Raw genomic sequence first — 15,509 nt, 5'->3', positions numbered from 1 at the left:
GTGACCTGGGCTGTACCGGATGCCGACTCGGTGTCAAAATGGCCTCGTGGCTAACAATTCGAGCAAGCGTTACGTTGATCCAGGCTGGCCGGAGCACGTCAAGGAAGGTGACCACGCGGTCACCGAGCTCTCGTCGACTCGTTCCGGAGGGTTGTCCCCGTTCGGTGAGGAGACCGAGTTCCCGCGGCCGCTGTCCGAGCTGCCCTACACCCATCCCGTCACCGTCATCAACCGCTGACCGGACCGAACGGCAGAAGGGCCCCGCACCGAAACGGTGCGGGGCCCTTCTCACGTTCTGGGTGGCTCAGCGCGGAGCGACGGACTTGAGGAAGTCGATGACCTGCGGGTTGAGCTTGGCCTGCTCGTACAGGTTCTCGATCTGCGGGTCGACGGCGATGCCGCGGGCCTTGACGGCCTGGATGGTGCTGTCGAGCGAATCGAACACGTCGACGGTGCCGTCGGTGGTCGGGATGCTGGTGACGGCCGGGGCCGGCGCCGGCGCGGGGGTCTCGGCCGGGGCGGCCGGTGCGCTGCGCTGGGTCGGGGCGCTGGTGAGGCCGAGGCTGGAGGAGCAGGACGGCCAGGCGCCCCAGCCCTGCGAGGCGAGGACCTTCTCGGCGACCGCGATCTGCTGCTCGCGGGTGGCCTGGTTGGCGGTGGCCGCGTACTGGCCGCCGCCGTGGGCGGTCCAGGTGCTGGGGGAGAACTGCAGGCCGCCCTGGTAGCCGTTGCCGGTGTTGATGGACCAGTTGCCGCCGGCCTCGCACTGGGCCAGGCGGTCCCAGTCGGAGTCCGGGGCGGCACCTGCGGGGGCCGCGAAGGCCGCACCCGCCGCGCCGAACACCGCGGTGGTGACGACGACCTTGGCGGCGGTCTTGCGCGTGTTCGTGGGCTTGCGATGGCGTCCAGCGCTCATGGAGGTTTTCCTCTCCGCACGCGCCTGCGAGGTCAGCTGTCGGGTTCGGGCTGAGAGGTCGCCCGGCCGTGATCGCTCCGTGATCGGCGCGAAAAACGGCTTCACCCCAAGGAAGGCCGGTTGCTCGCCTCCCGGTGTCCACTGGGGACGTGGGTCCCCCGTCCTTGTCCCTGGTTTCCTCTGGGGAATCCGTTCCGCGGGACAAGGTTTGGCGCGGCGGTCCGGACTGGCCGGAACACCGACCGCTGACGACCGTACGTGGCCGATCGCGGTGAGTCACCTCCTACGAAATCGGCGTGTTTCTCGGCGTTTCGCCAGGAGAGGCGGGCGTTTTCGCAGGTCAGCTGGCCGCTGCGTGGTCGAGACCGGTCCGTGACTCAACCGTTATGTGAGGCAGATCACAAGACTTCTCGGGGGTGTCCTGGGGCTTCGAGCGGCCGCGACCCCGCGGCGCGATCAACGTCGCCGCCGCAATCACCACGAACAGCAACGGATACACCGCCGCGAAGAGCGGGACGAGGGCCGCAGGCGCCGGGATCATGAACAGCCCGATCGCGTACACGTCGTCCGGGAACCGGTGCGCCCAGCACAGCAGCGGCACCGCCAGCGCGACAGGAAGCAGCCAAGGCGTCGCCCGTCCGGCCCGCAGCGCCCGATCCAGCGCCAGGATCAGCAACGGCACGAACCACACCCAGTGGTGGCCCCACGAGAACGGGGAGACGGCGCACGAGGTGAGACCGCACAGTGTGGTGGCGAGGAGGGTCTGCCCGCGTCGGTGCGCGAGTCGCGCCGAGGCCAGCCCGAGCGCGGCGAGCGCGATCGCGACGCCCAGCCACAGCAGCCGCGGCGGCTCGTCGAGGTTCAGCCACCGTGCCAGGACACCCGACGCGGATTGGTTCGCCGGCCACGCCGTCTCGCCGATCCGGGTCGAATGCCAGATCACGCCGGTCCAGTACGCCCTGGAGTCGGAGAAGATCACCGCGAAGCCGAGGGCGACGGTGGCCGCGAAACCCGCGACCGCCGTCGCGGCCGCCCGCCACTGCCGGGTGAGCAGCAGATGGATGACGAACAGCGCCGGGGTCAACTTGATGCCCGCCGCGACGCCCACCCCGAATCCCCGCAACCTGCTGCCCTCGGCGCGACCGAGATCCCACAGGATCAGCAGCATGAGCAGCAGGTTCACCTGGCCGAGCCAGATCGTGGTCCGTACCGGCTCGAGCCAGCTGAGGATCACCGTCAGCAATCCGGTGGTGACATACAGCGTGCGGTCGGTGCGGTAGCCGAGCAGACGCCAGCACAGCAGCACGACCAGGTACAGCGCGGTGAAGTTCGTCAGGTGGCCGAGCAGGGTCGTCATCTCCGGCGTGAACAGACCCAGCGGGGCGAACAGCACCGCGGAGAACGGGGGATACGTCCACCACATTCCGCCGTGCAGTGCGTGGTCGTAGAGGCCGGCGCCGGTCAGGACGGTGGCACCACCGCTGCGGTAGACGAGCAGGTCCAGGCCATTGCGGAAGAAGCCCCACAGTGGGTGGCCGAGCGGGACGACCCGGTCGTGGGCGGCGAGGGCGGCGGCGGCGAGCACCGCGAGGGTGCCGAGGAACAGGGGATGTGTGGGGAGCGACCGCCCCGCATCCGGGTCGGTGCGGGGCGGTCGGCTCATGCGGGGCTACCGGGTTGATACGAGCGGACGGAGCCGACGTCCACGATGTCCTTGCCGAGTGGCATCAGTGAGATCGGGACCATCTTCAGGTTCGCGACGGCGAGCGGGATGCCGATGATGGTGATCGCCATCGCGACGGCGCTCAGGACGTGACCGATCGCGAGCCAGATGCCGCAGAGAACCAGCCAGATCACGTTCCCGATCAGGGACCCGACGCCGGAGGTCGGTTTCTCGACGACGGTCTTGCCGAACGGCCACAGCGCGTAGACGCCGATCCGGAACGAGGCGATGCCGAACGGAATCGTGATGATCAGGATGCAGCACAGGACGCCGGCGACGAAGTAGCCGAGCGCGAGCCACAGCCCGCCGAAGACCAGCCAGATGATGTTCAGGAGGATCCTCATGTCTTGTCCTCTCCACGTACACGCCGGCCTGCCATCAGTGCGGAGATGATTCCGAACAGGAAGCCGAGCGGACAGAGCAGCGCCAGCAGGTACAGCGCGAGGCCGGGGGTGTGGCCGGTCGCCGCGACGACGAAGATCGCGATGATCGCGACCAGGCCAAGGAAGAACAGCGCGATGGCGGCGCGGAACAGGATGCCGCCGCCGGAGGCGGGGGTGCCGTTGGTGGATTCGGTGCCGGGGGTCTGTGGTGCCACACCCCCACGTTATCCCCGTCAAACCCATGTGCCCGGGAGGGGCGCGCGGAGGTAGACTGCCGACCATCGCGTCCCACACACGGTGGGGCGCGTTCGTTTATATGGTCGTTTTACGTGGATGAGCAGGTGACGCGGTGCCTACCGGCAAGGTGAAGTGGTACGACGTTGAAAAGGGCTTCGGCTTCCTCTCCCAGGACGAGGGAGAGGACGTCTACGTCCGGTCGTCGGCGTTGCCCGAGGGGGTCGAGGGCCTCAAGGCCGGCCAGCGGGTGGAGTTCGGCATGGCCGCCGGCCGTCGCGGTCCCCAGGCGCTGAGCCTGAAGGTGCTCGACCCGGCGCCGAACCTGCGCCAGACCGGTCGCCGCGACGACGCCGCTCGCAAGCACACCCCCGACGAGCTGCACGGCATGGTCGAGGACATGATCACCCTGCTCGAGGCGAAGGTGCAGCCGGATCTGCGCAAGGGCCGGTACCCGGACCGCAAGACCGCGCAGCGCATCTCCGAGGTGGTCCGCGCCGTCGCCCGGGAACTCGACAGCTGAGTTCGTCCGACTGAACGCGCGGAGCCCCCGGTCACCTGGACCGGGGGCTCCGCTGCTGTTCGGGCCTCTTACTGGACGGCTGCCGGTTCGGGCAGGTCCGGCAGGGTCTGGATCGCCCACACCGGGGCGAAGTCGCGCGACGACGGCTGCTGGATGATCACGCCGAGCAGCTGCTCGTTCTCACGCGTGGGGATCGTCACCGAGTACTTCTCGCCCGCGGTGTAGTCGCGGTATCCCTCGAACACCTCGCCCGTGCGGGGATCGCCGAACTGGACGTTCAGTCGCCAGTCGCCCTCGGCGATGTCCTTCGGCAACGACAGCTGCAGCGACGAGCCGGCAGGCACCGGAAGGTTGGCGACAGCGAGGTCGGCGCAGCGCATGTTCGCGTCGCAGATCCCGGCGTCGACGTCGACGGTCCGGCCGTGTGCGTACGCGGTCACTGTGGGCAGCTGCTCGGGTGCGTCGCGGACGAGCATCGTGACGACCGCGGCGAGCCCGCCGGCAGCCACCAGCGCCACCACGACCACCGCTGCGAGGATCTTCTTCGTCCGGGCTTGCAAGGTCATCGGTTTCCTTGTTCTCGTTCGTACCCGCCCGGTGTGGCGGGTTCGGTGTCAGTCGGCCCGGGAGCCGGGACCGACGGGTGCTTCCTGGTTCACGTGTTCGGGGCGTTTGCCGCCGAGCCCCGGCAGCAACGTGCGGCCACGGTACGTGAGGAACGTCTGGACCAATCCGAGGACCAGCACCACCGACACGACGGTGAAGCCGATCCAGTACTCGGTGGGCAGCAGCACGCCGAGCGCGCCACCGATGACCCAGCTCAGCTGTAGCACCGTCTCCGAGCGGCCGAATCCGGAGGCGATGGACTCCTCGGGCAGGTCCTGCTGCAACGAGGCGTCGAGGGAGACCTTCGCCAGTGCGCTCGCCGCGGACGCGACGAGCGCGGCCAGGGCCGCGGTGAGCAGGCTGTCGGTGAAGGCCACGAGGATCGCCACCACCGTCACGGCCGCGGTGCACCGCAGCACGACGAGCGCGGGCCGGCCGAGCTTGAGCCGGGCGCCGGTCGCATTGCCGGCGAAGTTGCCGATGCCGGCCGCGGCGCCGACGAGGCCGAGCATCGCGGCCTGCATCCATGGTTCGTGTTCGGTGCGGGACTTTGCGACGAACGCGATGTACAGGGTAAGGAAGCCGGTGAGCACGCGGATGGTCCCGTTGCCCCAGAGTCCGGTGATCGTGGCGCGGCCGAGCGGTTGGCGCCGCTTGTCCGGGGCGATCGTCTCCTTCTGCTCGCGGGTGATCACCTCGGTGACGGCGTCGTCGCCGTGGTAGGCGAGGGTCGCCGGGACCTCGCCCTCGGTGACCTCCACCCACGCCGGGATGCGCATGCTCAGGTAGGCGCCGAGGACAGTGATCGCGGCGGTGAACCACAGCACGCCGGTCGAGTGGAAGGCGAACGCGATCGCGCCCGCGATGCCGCCGGCGACGATGGTGCCGCCGATCAGGCCGAACACCGTCAGCCGCGAGTTGGTGCGCACCAGGTCGATGTCCGGGGGCAGCACGCGTGGGGTGACGGCGCTCTTGAGCACCGAGAAGGACTTGCTGAGCACCATCATCCCCAGTGCACAGGGGTACAGCGCCCAACTGTCGAAGTTGAACACCAGCAGCACCGCGAGCACGGTGCGCAGCGCGAACGAGGAGGCCAGCGCGATGCGGCGACCTCGCTGCAGTCGATCCAGGGCCGGGCCGATCAGCGGGGCGATCACCGCGAACGGCGCGATCGTGATCAGCAGGTACAGCGCCACCTTGGTCTTGTCCTCGCCGGTGGCGGCGGAGAAGAACAGGGTGTTGGCCAGTGCTACGGCGACGGCGGCGTCGGTGGCGAAGTTCGCCATCACCGCGTAGGTCAGGTGGGTCAGACCGGACTTGTCGGCGCCGTCGGCGGTCGCGGCCCGGCGGAACGTCGCGATCCCGCGGTTGGTCAGCTCCCGGCTGCGCATCGCCGCGACCCGGGTGACCGTCAGCTTGCGCGGGATCGGCGGCGGCTTCGGGCCACCGGACCGGGACGACGGCCGGATCTGCTCGGTGGGGGGCTCTCCGGCGTCGTTGCCACCGGGGGTTGCGCTCGTGTCCGTCGGGTGCAGCGGCGGCAGCGGTTCGTGGCGTCCGGACGGCCGGCGGGGCGGGTAGTTCGTGTACCCGGGATGCACCGCACCGCGGCCGGCGTCGGCGGCTGCCCGACGCCCGTCGGGTTCGGAGGGGTGGCGCGGTCCGGTCACAGGTCCAATTCTGTCCTAGGAGCCGGACAAACAACCACAGGCCCCGCTGACCGTGGCGTGGTCACGAGACGAAGCGCACATCGAAGATCGCCGGATAGAGCTTGCCGGTGATCAGGAAGCGATCGGTGCCGGGGATCGCGGCGATGCCGTTGAGCACGTCGACGCCCTTCTGTTGCTCCTCGGTCAGCAGCCCCGACGCGTCGATCACCGCCACCACCGCGCCGGTGGCGGGGTCGATCCGCACGATGTCGGTGGTCTGCCACACGTTGGCGTAGACCAGACCGTCCGCGGTGCATTCGAGTTCGTTGAGCCGATCCACCGGCTCGCCGTCGAGGGTGACCGTGACGGCGCCGACGGAGGCGAACGTCGTCGGGTCGCGGAACGTCAGGGTGGCGCTGCCGTCGCTCATCACCAGACGGTCGGGCTGCGCGCACAGGCCCCAGCCCTCGCCGGCGTAGGAGACGCGGGACCGCTCCGCGAGGGTGTCGCGGTCGCGTGCGAACGCGACCCCGTTCCGCCAAGTCAGCTGCCACACGGTGTCCCCTGCGACCGTGATCCCCTCGCCGAACATCCCGTCGGGGAGCGGGACGCGGGCACGCTCGACATCGGTGTCGAGGTCGCGCGCAGCAATGTAGGAGCGGCCCACCAGTCCGGTGCCCTCGAGCAGCTCACCGCCCGACACCTCGAGCCCCTGGGTGAACGCCGCGGTGTCGTGTGGTCGGGTGCCCAGGACCTCGACGCGCAGCTGGGGCACCGAACTCGACGATCCGAGCCACGAGGAGCCGCTGTCGTCGGAGGATCCGGCAGCGCAGCCGCCGAGGGTCAGCGCCGTCGCGGCCGCGACGACGCTGAGCAGTCGGTACCGGGTCACGACCCAAGCATGGCAGCCCGAACGGGCACACCACCCACTCGATACGGCAAAATGGGGGTGTGAGTGCGCAGTCTGCCCCCGAGCTTGCCCCCGTGCGTCCCCTTCTGGCCAAGGCCGTGGAGTTCGCACGCCAGGCGCTGACCGACCTCGGTGAGGTGCACATCGGCGCACACCTCGGTGTCACCGCCGAGGACGAGAACACCGCGACCCACCGGTTCGCGGCGACCCTGCCGGGCTACCACGGCTGGCAGTGGGCGGTGGTGCTGTCCGCTCTGCCGGACTCCGATCGGGTGACGGTCAACGAGTCCGCGCTGCTGCCCGGCCCGGACGCCCTCGTCGCTCCCGAATGGCTCCCGTGGGATCAGCGGGTGCGCCCCGGCGATCTCTCGCCCGGGGACCTGCTCGCCCCCCGTGCCCACGATCCGCGACTCGCGCCGGGGTACGTCGCAACCGGCGACCCGGTCGTCGACGACCTGGCCCGCGAGGTCGGGCTGGGACGCAAGACGGTGCTCAGCCTCGAAGGCCGGCTCGAGGCCGCGCAGCGGTGGCACGACGGCGACTTCGGTCCCGACTCGGAGATGGCGAAGGCCGCGCCGTCGATCTGCGCACTGTGCGGGTTCTATCTGCCGCTGGCCGGGTCGCTGCGCGCCGCGTTCGGGGTCTGCGGCAACGAGCTGTCCGCCGACGGTCACGTGGTGCACGCCGAGTACGGCTGCGGCGCCCACTCGGACACCGAGCTGCCCTCCGGCGCCGGAACCCCGCGCTACGACGCCTACGACGACGGCGCGCTCGAGGTCGTCGAGGTACCCAAGCCGGCCGGGACCGGCCCCACCGACGCGGAGACCGGCGAGGCCGCGACAGTCGAGGTCGAGAACGCCGAGCCTGCTGCGGTCGAGACCGCCGAGGCCGCCGAGACCGGAACGGACACGGCATCGACCGAGTGACCGATCCCTTCGGCACCGACGCGCTGCGGGCCGCGACGCTGCTCGCCTGGACGTCGTCGCCGACGCGGTTGCGGGAGGACGCGGCCACCGAGGCCGACCTCGTGCGCGGCGGCTACCGGGATCGGGTGCTGACCGAGCTGGCCCAGAACGCCGCCGACGCGGCCGAGCGGGCCGGGGTGCCCGGGCGGCTCGAGGTCCGGTTGGACGACGGGGAGTTGCACGTCGCCAACGTGGGTGCGCCGCTGGACGAGGCCGGTGTCCAGGCGCTGTCCGCGCTGCGGGTCTCCGGCAAGAGTGCGGGTGTCGGGCGCTTCGGCGTCGGGTTCACCGCGGTGCTCGCGGTCGGTGACGAGATCGAACTGCGCTCGACGACCGGATCGATCGCGTTCTCTGCGGACCGCACCCGTGACGAGATCGTCCGGGCCGGACTGTCCGAGCCCGAGTCCGGGATCCCGGTGTTGCGACTGGTGTGGCCCATCGACGCGGCTCCCGCCGCCGGGTGCGACACCGAGATCGTGGTGACGCTTCGTTCCGGACTCGACGGGGAGGCGCTCCTCGACGCGATGCCCGGCGAAGCGGTGGACCTGCTGCTGGAACTGCCTGCACTGCACTCCATCCGAATCGGGGAACGCGAGTTCGTGCGCAGCGAAAGGGATCTCGGTGACGGTCTGACCGAGGTCTCCGTCGGCGACCGCACCTGGTGGCAGTACACCGGACCGTCGGCGCGATGGCTGGTGTCGGTGTCCGGGGGTGCGGTGCGGGCGTCGGACGGTGACGTGCTGCGCGCCCCGACCCGCTCCGACGAGGAACTGTCACTGCCCGCGCTGGTGGTGGCGAACACCGACCTGCAACCCGACCGCCGCCGCATCCTGCCGGGGGCCGCCATCGCACACCTCGCGGAGGGATACGCGGAATTCGTTGCGGCGCTGCCGCACTCGCAGCGCCTGGCGTTGGTGCCGCTGCCCGGGTTCGCCCGCGGCGCGGTCGACGAGCAGCTGCGTGAGGCGGTGCTGCGTCAGCTCGCCGACCACCCGTGGCTGCCCGGTGTCGCCGGTCGCGACCTGCGCCCCGGGGACGCGACGATGCTGCCCGGGCTCGGAGACGACCTCGCGGAACTGCTCGTCGACACGGTGCCCGGGTTGCTCGCGCCCGAGATGTCGGGTCCCGGCGGGGTCCGCGCGCTCGCCGCGGTCGGGGTGCACCGGCTCGGTCTCGCCCGTCTCGCGGAGCTGCTCGCCGGCCTCGAACGCGAACCCGCGTGGTGGGGACGGCTCTACGAGGCGCTGACGCCACTGGTGGTCGACGCCCTCGCGGTCGAGGAACTCGCCGCGATTCCGGTGCCGCTGACCGACGGGCGCACCGTCACCGGTCCGCGGACGGTGGTGCTCGGCCACGACCTCGGGTCCGCGGGGCGCGGCGTGGACTGGATTCGGCTGGTCCATCCCGACGCGGCGCACCCCCTGCTGACCCGGCTGGGTGCCGGCACAGTCGGCGCGCTCGACGTGCTCACCGATCCGGCGTTGCGGGAGCGGATCGAGGATCATGCCGACGGCCCGCCCGGGGCGGACGAATGGCCGGGCGAGAGTGGTGGCGGTGCAACCGAACTCGCGGACGCGGTGCTGCCACTGGTCGAGGCGGCCGCCGCGCAGGGTGCCCTGCCCGGCTGGCTGGGTGCGCTGCCGCTGCCCGACGAGGTGGGCGACCTCCGGCCCGCGGACGAACTGCTGCTGCCGGGCGCACCCCTGGCGACCGTGCTGGACGAGGACTCCCCGTTCGGCACCGTCGCGTCCGCCCTCGTCGAGACACACGGCGCCGAAGCGCTGCGAGCGCTCGGGGTCGGATGGGGGTTCACGGTCCTGCGCGCGGAGCTGCCGACCGGACCCGAGCACGACCTCGACGACGAATCCGACTGGTGGGCGACGCTGCCCGACGACCCCGAGGTGCTGATCGCGGTCCGCGACCTCGATCTGGTGGACCCCGACACCTGGCCCGCCGCGCTGACGCTGCTGGCGTCGCAGCCGGAGACCGCGACCCTGCTCGCGGACCGGTCCGGGTACACGGCGTGGTGGTTGCGGCGGCACGCGCGCGTGCGGGGTGTCGCGCTGGGATCGCTGCGCGCTCCGGACGACCGCACCTTCGAGGGACTGCTGGACGTGCTGGACCATCCGGCCGCCGCGACCCTGTCCGGTGCGTTGGCGGCGGACCGCGTCGAGGGCACCGAGATGGCGGAGCTGTTGCTGGGCCGGCTGGCGGATCCGGATCGGGATCCCGGCCCCGCGGTGGTCGTGCGGGCCCACCGGCTGCTGGCGGAGGCCACCGCGGCCGGGGTACTCGACCTGGACGCGCTGATGCCGCCCGCGCGGGTGCGTGCGATCGACGGCACGGTCGCCGACCCCGCCGAGGCGCTGGTGCTCGACCGGGCGTGGCTGGCGGCCGCGATCCCGGCGGATCGGCTGGTCGTCGGCGACCTGGTGTCGGTGGATGCGCTCGCGGAGCTGCTGGACCTGCCGCCGGCCTCGGAGCGGGTGAGCGGGGAGGTTCTCGGCGTGGGCCGCGCCGGCGACTGGGCGCGTGAACCGGCGGCGGTGCTCGCGTCCGTGGCGTCCGGTCGCGCGTTGCCGTCCGGCGCCGTCGTGCTGCACGAGACGCTGACGGTGCGACTGTCCGGCGCCGTGGAGGTCGACGTCGAGGTGCCGTGGTGGGTGGACGGGTCGGGCCGAACGCACGTCGACGAACGCAGGCTCGGGCCGGGGGTGACCGGTGGGTGGTGACCCGTTCGACCAGGCGGTCCTCGACCAGATGCTGCGCTGGCGCACGCCGTGGCTGACCGACGTGGTCACCGCGATCACCCATCTCGGTGACACGCTCGTCGCGTCCGTGATCACCACCGCCATCGTGATCGCGCTGCTCGTGCGCGGTCGCCGGGTCGAGGCGGTCATGGTCGGGGGTGCCATGGTCAGCGGGTTCCTGCTGATGAGCGGTCTGAAGCTGGTCTTCGGCCGGCAGCGTCCGCCGTTCCCGGAGCGTCTGGTCGAGGAGGTCACCCACTCGTTCCCGTCCGGGCACGCGATGATGTCGGCGATCCTGGTCTGCGTGGTCGGGGCGACGGTGGTCCGGTTGACCGGTCGGCTCGGCCCGGTCCTGGCCTGCGGGCTCGCGCTGTGGACCGTCTCCATCGGACTGTCGCGGGTGTATCTGGGTGCGCACTGGCTCACCGACGTGCTGGCCGGTTGGCTGCTCGGGATCGCGTGGGCGGCGTTGTGGATCTGGGGCGTGCCGCGGGTCGCCCGGCGCGGTCCACCGACCCTCCGCCGACCTGGGCCGACGAGATCTGGCGAATCGGCCCCGGAACGGGACTGAACTCTCTACCCTGACCAACTTGGACGTGTGTCCAGCGGTTTGCCGGGGAGAGAGAAGCCAATGTCGCGACGAATCCATCTGACCCGTATCGCCCTCGCGATGCTGGTCATCGCCCCGTTGGCGCTGCTCGGCTTCTACATGTGGGCGTTGTGGAACCCCGGTGACACCGTCTCGCGGTTGCCGGTCGCCATCGTCAACACCGATGCAGGCGCCGACCTCGACGGCAGCCGGCTGACCGCGGGTGCCGACGTCACCGCCGCGCTCGTCGAGGGCGGCGACGTCAACTGGCACGAGGTGACCCTCGACCAGGCCCGGGAGGGCGTCGAGGACGGCCACTACTACTTCTCGGTCGTCATCCCCGAGGACTTCAGCCGGGACATCGCCAGCGCTGCGAGTGGCGCAGGCGAGAAGGCGCGGCTCGAGGTCGTCTACAACGATCACAACAGCCTGGTCGCGACCCCTGTCGGCGAATCGGTGATGGCGCAGGTGCGTTCCGCGGTCTCGGAGACCATCGGGGAACAGTCCGTGGACCAGGTGCTGCTCGGTCTCGCCGATGTCGGCAAGGGCCTGTCCGACGCCGCCGCGGGTGCGCAGCAGCTCAACGACGGCACCGGTGAGGCCCTCGCGGGGACCACCGAACTGGCCGCGGGCAGCGTCGAACTCTCGAACGGGCTCGGCCAGGCGCATGCGGGCAGCCTCGAACTCGCCGACGGCACCGGGCAGCTGGCGGCAGGTGCGGGGGAGGCCGCCGCCGGCTCGGGTGAGCTCAGCGCCGGGCTCGGACAGCTCGTGGCAGGCACCGATCAGCTCGGGGCCGGGGCGGCGCAGATCAGCGAGGTCATCGACACCGTCGTCGGCCCGCTGGTGGACGCGGTGGTCGCCGCCGGGCTCCCGATCGCGGACGACGACATCGTCGGGCAGCTCCAGCAGCTGCGCGACGGGGCCAGGCAGATTGCGCACGAACTCTCCGATCCAAACGCCGAGTACCGCGGCGGACTGGAAGCGGCCGCCGCTGGCGCCGCAGAACTCAACACCGGTCTCGGCCAGCTCACCGATGGCGCGGGTCAGCTCGACGCGGGTGCGCGCGAGCTCTCGACCGGACTCGGCCAACTCGACGAGGGCGGCGTCCAGCTCCGCGACGGTCTCGGCCAGCTGCTGGACGGCGTCGGTCAACTCGACGCGGGCAGCGCCGAACTCGCGACCGGTCTCGCCGACGGCGCCGGCCAGGTGCCCCAGTTCACCGACGACGAGCGCGTCGCCACCGCGGGCGTCATCTCGTCGCCGGTCACCGTCAGCGCCAAGAACATCGCGCCGGCGGTGGGATTCGGGCCGGGTGCGATCCCGGCGGTGATGTCGGTCCTGCTGTTCCTGATCGGCATCCTCACCTGGTTCGTGGTGCGCCCGCCGCTGCAGCCGCACGGGCGGGTGCACGAGTCGATCATTCGTGAGGGGCTGCGCCGTTACCGGACACCCGCCGTGATCACCGTCGCCGCCGCCGCGCTGATGGCGGTGCTGTCGATGACCGTCGCGAAGGCCGAGCCGCCGAGCGCGCTGGCGCTGTTCGCTGTCATGGTGCTGGTCGGGGCGGCCGCGGTCGCGACGGCCCGGCTGTTCACGGTGGTGTTCGGGGCGGTCGGTGGCACCTTCGTCGGCCTCGGGGCCCTGATGATCCAGATCTTCGCGTTCGGCGCCGTCTACCCGATCGAGCAGATGGCCGCACCCCTGCGGTGGCTCCACGCCCTGATGCCGCTCACATACGCCCGCAACGCGATCCGCATGTCACTCGTCGGCTACTGGGGCCCCCGGTTCTGGCTGGCGATCGCGGTTCTGCTGGTGCTGGTCGCCGGGTCGGTGGCGCTGACCATCTGGTGGCGCAGCCGGCACCGGGACGAGGAGGCCGACGTCAACCCGGATCCCGACACCATCACCGAACGCTTCCTGGTGCCGACCTACTGATCCGGGGCGCGCGTCCGGCCGGAGGGAACTCAGCCGAGCCCGCGTTGCGCGGTCCGGCTGCCACGCCGGGCCGCGCGACGCTGCAGCAGGAACAGGCCCGAGCCGAGCGCTCCGAGCGCCAGGCCGGCCCAGCAGATCGGCAGCCATGACTCCCACCGGTCGCCCGAGGTCAGGACCACGACCGTGACGACCAGCCAGGCCGCGGCGCCGATCGCGATCACCGGGCGCGGATCGGTCAGGCGATCGGGTAGGAGGGGGTCCTTGCGGGTCTCGTCCACGGACACGACGGTACCGTTGTGCCGGTCACACCGACCCCGTGCCCTAGTCTGCCGGGGGCGAGCATTGTGCTTGCACCCCGGTTACTGAGGAATGGCTGATGGCGGGAACACCGCGGATACTGGACAACTACTTCAAGATCACCGAGCGTGGATCGACGCTGAGCACGGAAGTGCGCGGCGGCCTGGTCACGTTCGTCGCGATGTCCTACATCATCGTGCTGAACCCGCTCATCCTGGGCAGCTTCTCGGCGGAGGACGCCGTCGCGAAGACGGACGTCCTCGGCAACATCCTGCCGGTCAGCCAGGTCGCGGCGGTGACCGCGCTCGTCGCGGGCCTGATGAGCATCCTGTTCGGCATCATCGCGAATTATCCGTTCGCCATTGCCGCCGGCCTCGGCATCAACACCCTCCTCGCGGTGACCATCGCCCCGCAGGTGACGTGGCCGGAGGCCATGGGTCTGGTGGTGATCGACGGCCTCATCATCGTCGCGTTGGCCGTCACGGGGTTCCGGACCGCGGTGTTCAACGCGATCCCCGACGCACTCAAGTCCGCGATCGCCGCCGGTATCGGCATGTTCATCGCGTTCATCGGCTTCGTCGACGCCGGGTTCGTGCGCCGCATCCCGGACGAGGCCAAGACCACGGTGCCGGTTGGGCTCGGCATCAACGGCTCGATCGGGTCGTGGCCGACGGTGGTGTTCGTCTTCGGTGTGCTGGTGATGGGAGTCCTGGTCGCGCGGAAGGTGCGCGGTGGTCTGCTGATCGGCATTGTGGCCACCACGGTGCTCGCGGCCGTGCTCGAGGCGATCTTCGACGTGGGCCCGTCGGCGGGTGTGGACCCGAAGGGCTGGAACCTGAGCGTGCCCGGGCTGCCGGACGTGCTGTTCCAGATGCCGGACCTGTCCCTGGTCGGGAACGTCGACCTGTTCGGCGCGTTCACCCGCATCGGGGTGCTGGCCGCGAGTTTGCTGGTGTTCACCCTGGTGCTGGCCAACTTCTTCGACGCGATGGGCACGATGACCGGGCTCGGCAAGGAGGGCGACCTCGCCGACGAGCACGGCAACCTGCCGAACATCGGCAAGGCACTGGTCGTCGAGGGCACCGGCGCGATCGTCGGCGGCGGAGCCTCGGCGTCGTCGAACACGGTGTTCGCGGAGTCGGCCTCGGGTATCGCGGAGGGCGCGCGGACCGGTCTGGCGAATGTGGTCACCGGCCTGCTGTTCCTGGCCGCGATGTTCCTGACCCCGCTGTACGAGATGGTGCCGATCGAGGCGGCGGCGCCGGCCCTGGTCGTGGTCGGTGCGCTGATGATCGGTCAGGTCCGCGACATCGACTTCTCCCGGTTCGACGTGGCATTGCCTGCGTTCCTGACGATCGTCGTCATGCCGTTCACCTACTCGATCGCCAACGGCATCGGCGTCGGATTCATCACGTGGGTGGTGATTCACGCCGCCAGCGGCAAGTTCAAGCAGATTCATCCGCTGATGTGGGTTGTCGCCGCCCTGTTTGTCGCGTATTTTGCTGTCGGTCCTATAACTGACGCGATTACCTGAACCAGTTGTGTCCCAGTGCCGTATCCTCCGTGAGTGACCTTGGATACACGCTCACTAGCCAGTGATCTCTCCCTGGCCGTCGTGCGCCTGTCGCGGCACCTCCGCGGCCGTCGGGCAGATTCTCCGGTGTCGTTGACTCAGCTCTCCGCGCTCGCCAGCCTGGACGAGCACGGGCCGATGACCCCCGGGGGGCTGGCGGCGAAGGAACGGGTGCAGCCGCCGTCGATGACCCGGGTCATCGCCTCTCTCGCCGAGGCAGGCATGGTCGCTCGCACCCCGCATCCCACGGACGGGCGGCAGATCATCGTTTCCCTGACCGACACCGGTCACGCGCTGCTCGCCGACGAGACCAGCGCGCGAGAAAAGTGGATGACCGACCAGCTGGCGGGACTCGATGCGGAGCAACTGCAGGTCCTTCGTCAGTCGATCGACATCATCGGTGGGTTCGTCAACAACTCCGAGTAGGTGGGCACCGCTCGGGAGTGGGGGTTG

General features: G+C 70.6%; 16 protein-coding genes and 1 riboswitch. Of the genes, 8 read left to right on the top strand and 8 right to left on the bottom strand.

Annotated features, from left to right (window positions below):
- Positions 1 to 46: 46 nt before the first annotated feature.
- Positions 47 to 238, top strand: coding sequence for a hypothetical protein (locus tag ACWEPG_RS08435; RefSeq protein ID WP_450115208.1), 192 nt, complete (start codon positions 47 to 49; stop codon positions 236 to 238).
- A gap of 66 nt (positions 239 to 304) precedes the next feature.
- On the opposite strand, the gene ACWEPG_RS08430 is transcribed toward ACWEPG_RS08435, so the two are convergent.
- The 4 genes from ACWEPG_RS08430 to ACWEPG_RS08415 form a co-directional block, all read right to left on the bottom strand.
- Entirely contained in the window at positions 305 to 916 is a 612-nt protein-coding gene (locus tag ACWEPG_RS08430; RefSeq protein WP_452594227.1) for a transglycosylase family protein, read from the bottom strand.
- A 5-nt stretch (positions 917 to 921) separates the two neighbouring features.
- A riboswitch (cyclic di-AMP (ydaO/yuaA leader) is annotated at positions 922 to 1,125 on the bottom strand.
- A 131-nt stretch (positions 1,126 to 1,256) separates the two neighbouring features.
- A complete protein-coding gene (locus tag ACWEPG_RS08425) occupies positions 1,257 to 2,579 on the bottom strand; it encodes a glycosyltransferase 87 family protein (protein ID WP_452594226.1) in 1,323 nt (440 codons plus the stop codon).
- The gene (locus tag ACWEPG_RS08420) at positions 2,576 to 2,983 is read right to left on the bottom strand and encodes a YccF domain-containing protein (RefSeq protein WP_452594225.1); all 408 of its coding nucleotides are present in this window, start codon (positions 2,981 to 2,983) and stop codon (positions 2,576 to 2,578) included. Before ACWEPG_RS08420 ends, ACWEPG_RS08425 begins: the two co-directional genes overlap by 4 nt.
- Positions 2,980 to 3,237, bottom strand: coding sequence for a hypothetical protein (locus ACWEPG_RS08415; protein WP_450115212.1), 258 nt, complete (start codon positions 3,235 to 3,237; stop codon positions 2,980 to 2,982). Before ACWEPG_RS08415 ends, ACWEPG_RS08420 begins: the two co-directional genes overlap by 4 nt.
- Before the next feature lie 134 nt (positions 3,238 to 3,371).
- Between ACWEPG_RS08415 and ACWEPG_RS08410 the strand changes: the two genes are divergently transcribed.
- Positions 3,372 to 3,779 carry a cold-shock protein gene (locus ACWEPG_RS08410; RefSeq protein WP_450115213.1) on the top strand — a complete coding sequence of 136 codons (408 nt, stop codon included), beginning with the start codon at positions 3,372 to 3,374 and terminating at the stop codon, positions 3,777 to 3,779.
- Between the two features lie 68 nt (positions 3,780 to 3,847).
- Here the strand turns inward: ACWEPG_RS08410 and ACWEPG_RS08405 are convergent, their stop codons facing one another.
- From ACWEPG_RS08405 to ACWEPG_RS08395, 3 genes are all read right to left on the bottom strand, one after another.
- Positions 3,848 to 4,345 (bottom strand): DUF2771 family protein, encoded by a 498-nt coding sequence (locus ACWEPG_RS08405; RefSeq protein ID WP_450115214.1) that lies wholly within the window; start codon positions 4,343 to 4,345, stop codon positions 3,848 to 3,850.
- A gap of 48 nt (positions 4,346 to 4,393) precedes the next feature.
- Positions 4,394 to 6,055 carry an MFS transporter gene (locus tag ACWEPG_RS08400; RefSeq protein WP_452594224.1) on the bottom strand — a complete coding sequence of 554 codons (1,662 nt, stop codon included), beginning with the start codon at positions 6,053 to 6,055 and terminating at the stop codon, positions 4,394 to 4,396.
- Between the two features lie 61 nt (positions 6,056 to 6,116).
- A complete protein-coding gene (locus ACWEPG_RS08395) occupies positions 6,117 to 6,926 on the bottom strand; it encodes a glutaminyl-peptide cyclotransferase (RefSeq protein ID WP_452594223.1) in 810 nt (269 codons plus the stop codon).
- Positions 6,927 to 6,985: 59 nt separating this feature from the next.
- Between ACWEPG_RS08395 and ACWEPG_RS08390 the strand changes: the two genes are divergently transcribed.
- From ACWEPG_RS08390 to ACWEPG_RS08375, 4 genes are read left to right on the top strand one after another with little or no spacing between them, the layout of a single operon-like run.
- The gene (locus tag ACWEPG_RS08390) at positions 6,986 to 7,870 is read left to right on the top strand and encodes a DUF3027 domain-containing protein (protein WP_452594222.1); all 885 of its coding nucleotides are present in this window, start codon (positions 6,986 to 6,988) and stop codon (positions 7,868 to 7,870) included.
- Positions 7,867 to 10,641, top strand: a complete 2,775-nt coding sequence (locus tag ACWEPG_RS08385) for a sacsin N-terminal ATP-binding-like domain-containing protein (protein WP_452594221.1) — start codon at positions 7,867 to 7,869, stop codon at positions 10,639 to 10,641. Before ACWEPG_RS08390 ends, ACWEPG_RS08385 begins: the two co-directional genes overlap by 4 nt.
- Positions 10,642 to 10,669: 28 nt before the next feature.
- Positions 10,670 to 11,230 (top strand): phosphatase PAP2 family protein, encoded by a 561-nt coding sequence (locus ACWEPG_RS08380; protein ID WP_452594260.1) that lies wholly within the window; start codon positions 10,670 to 10,672, stop codon positions 11,228 to 11,230.
- Positions 11,231 to 11,290: 60 nt separating this feature from the next.
- A complete protein-coding gene (locus ACWEPG_RS08375) occupies positions 11,291 to 13,186 on the top strand; it encodes a YhgE/Pip family protein (RefSeq protein WP_452594220.1) in 1,896 nt (631 codons plus the stop codon).
- A 29-nt stretch (positions 13,187 to 13,215) separates the two neighbouring features.
- Here ACWEPG_RS08375 and ACWEPG_RS08370 read toward each other — a convergent pair whose 3' ends face one another.
- Positions 13,216 to 13,464 (bottom strand): DUF2530 domain-containing protein, encoded by a 249-nt coding sequence (locus tag ACWEPG_RS08370; RefSeq protein WP_450115220.1) that lies wholly within the window; start codon positions 13,462 to 13,464, stop codon positions 13,216 to 13,218.
- A 98-nt stretch (positions 13,465 to 13,562) separates the two neighbouring features.
- On the opposite strand from ACWEPG_RS08370, the gene ACWEPG_RS08365 reads away from it, so the two are divergent.
- Complete coding sequence (locus tag ACWEPG_RS08365; RefSeq protein ID WP_450115221.1) at positions 13,563 to 15,017, top strand: NCS2 family permease; 1,455 nt, start codon at positions 13,563 to 13,565, stop codon at positions 15,015 to 15,017.
- Positions 15,018 to 15,050: 33 nt separating this feature from the next.
- A complete protein-coding gene (locus ACWEPG_RS08360; RefSeq protein WP_450115222.1) occupies positions 15,051 to 15,482 on the top strand; it encodes a MarR family winged helix-turn-helix transcriptional regulator in 432 nt (143 codons plus the stop codon).
- Positions 15,483 to 15,509 lie beyond the last annotated feature (27 nt).

The organism is Rhodococcus sp. NPDC004095, assembly GCF_053604015.1.
This window is presented reverse-complemented; position numbering and strand designations above follow the sequence as displayed.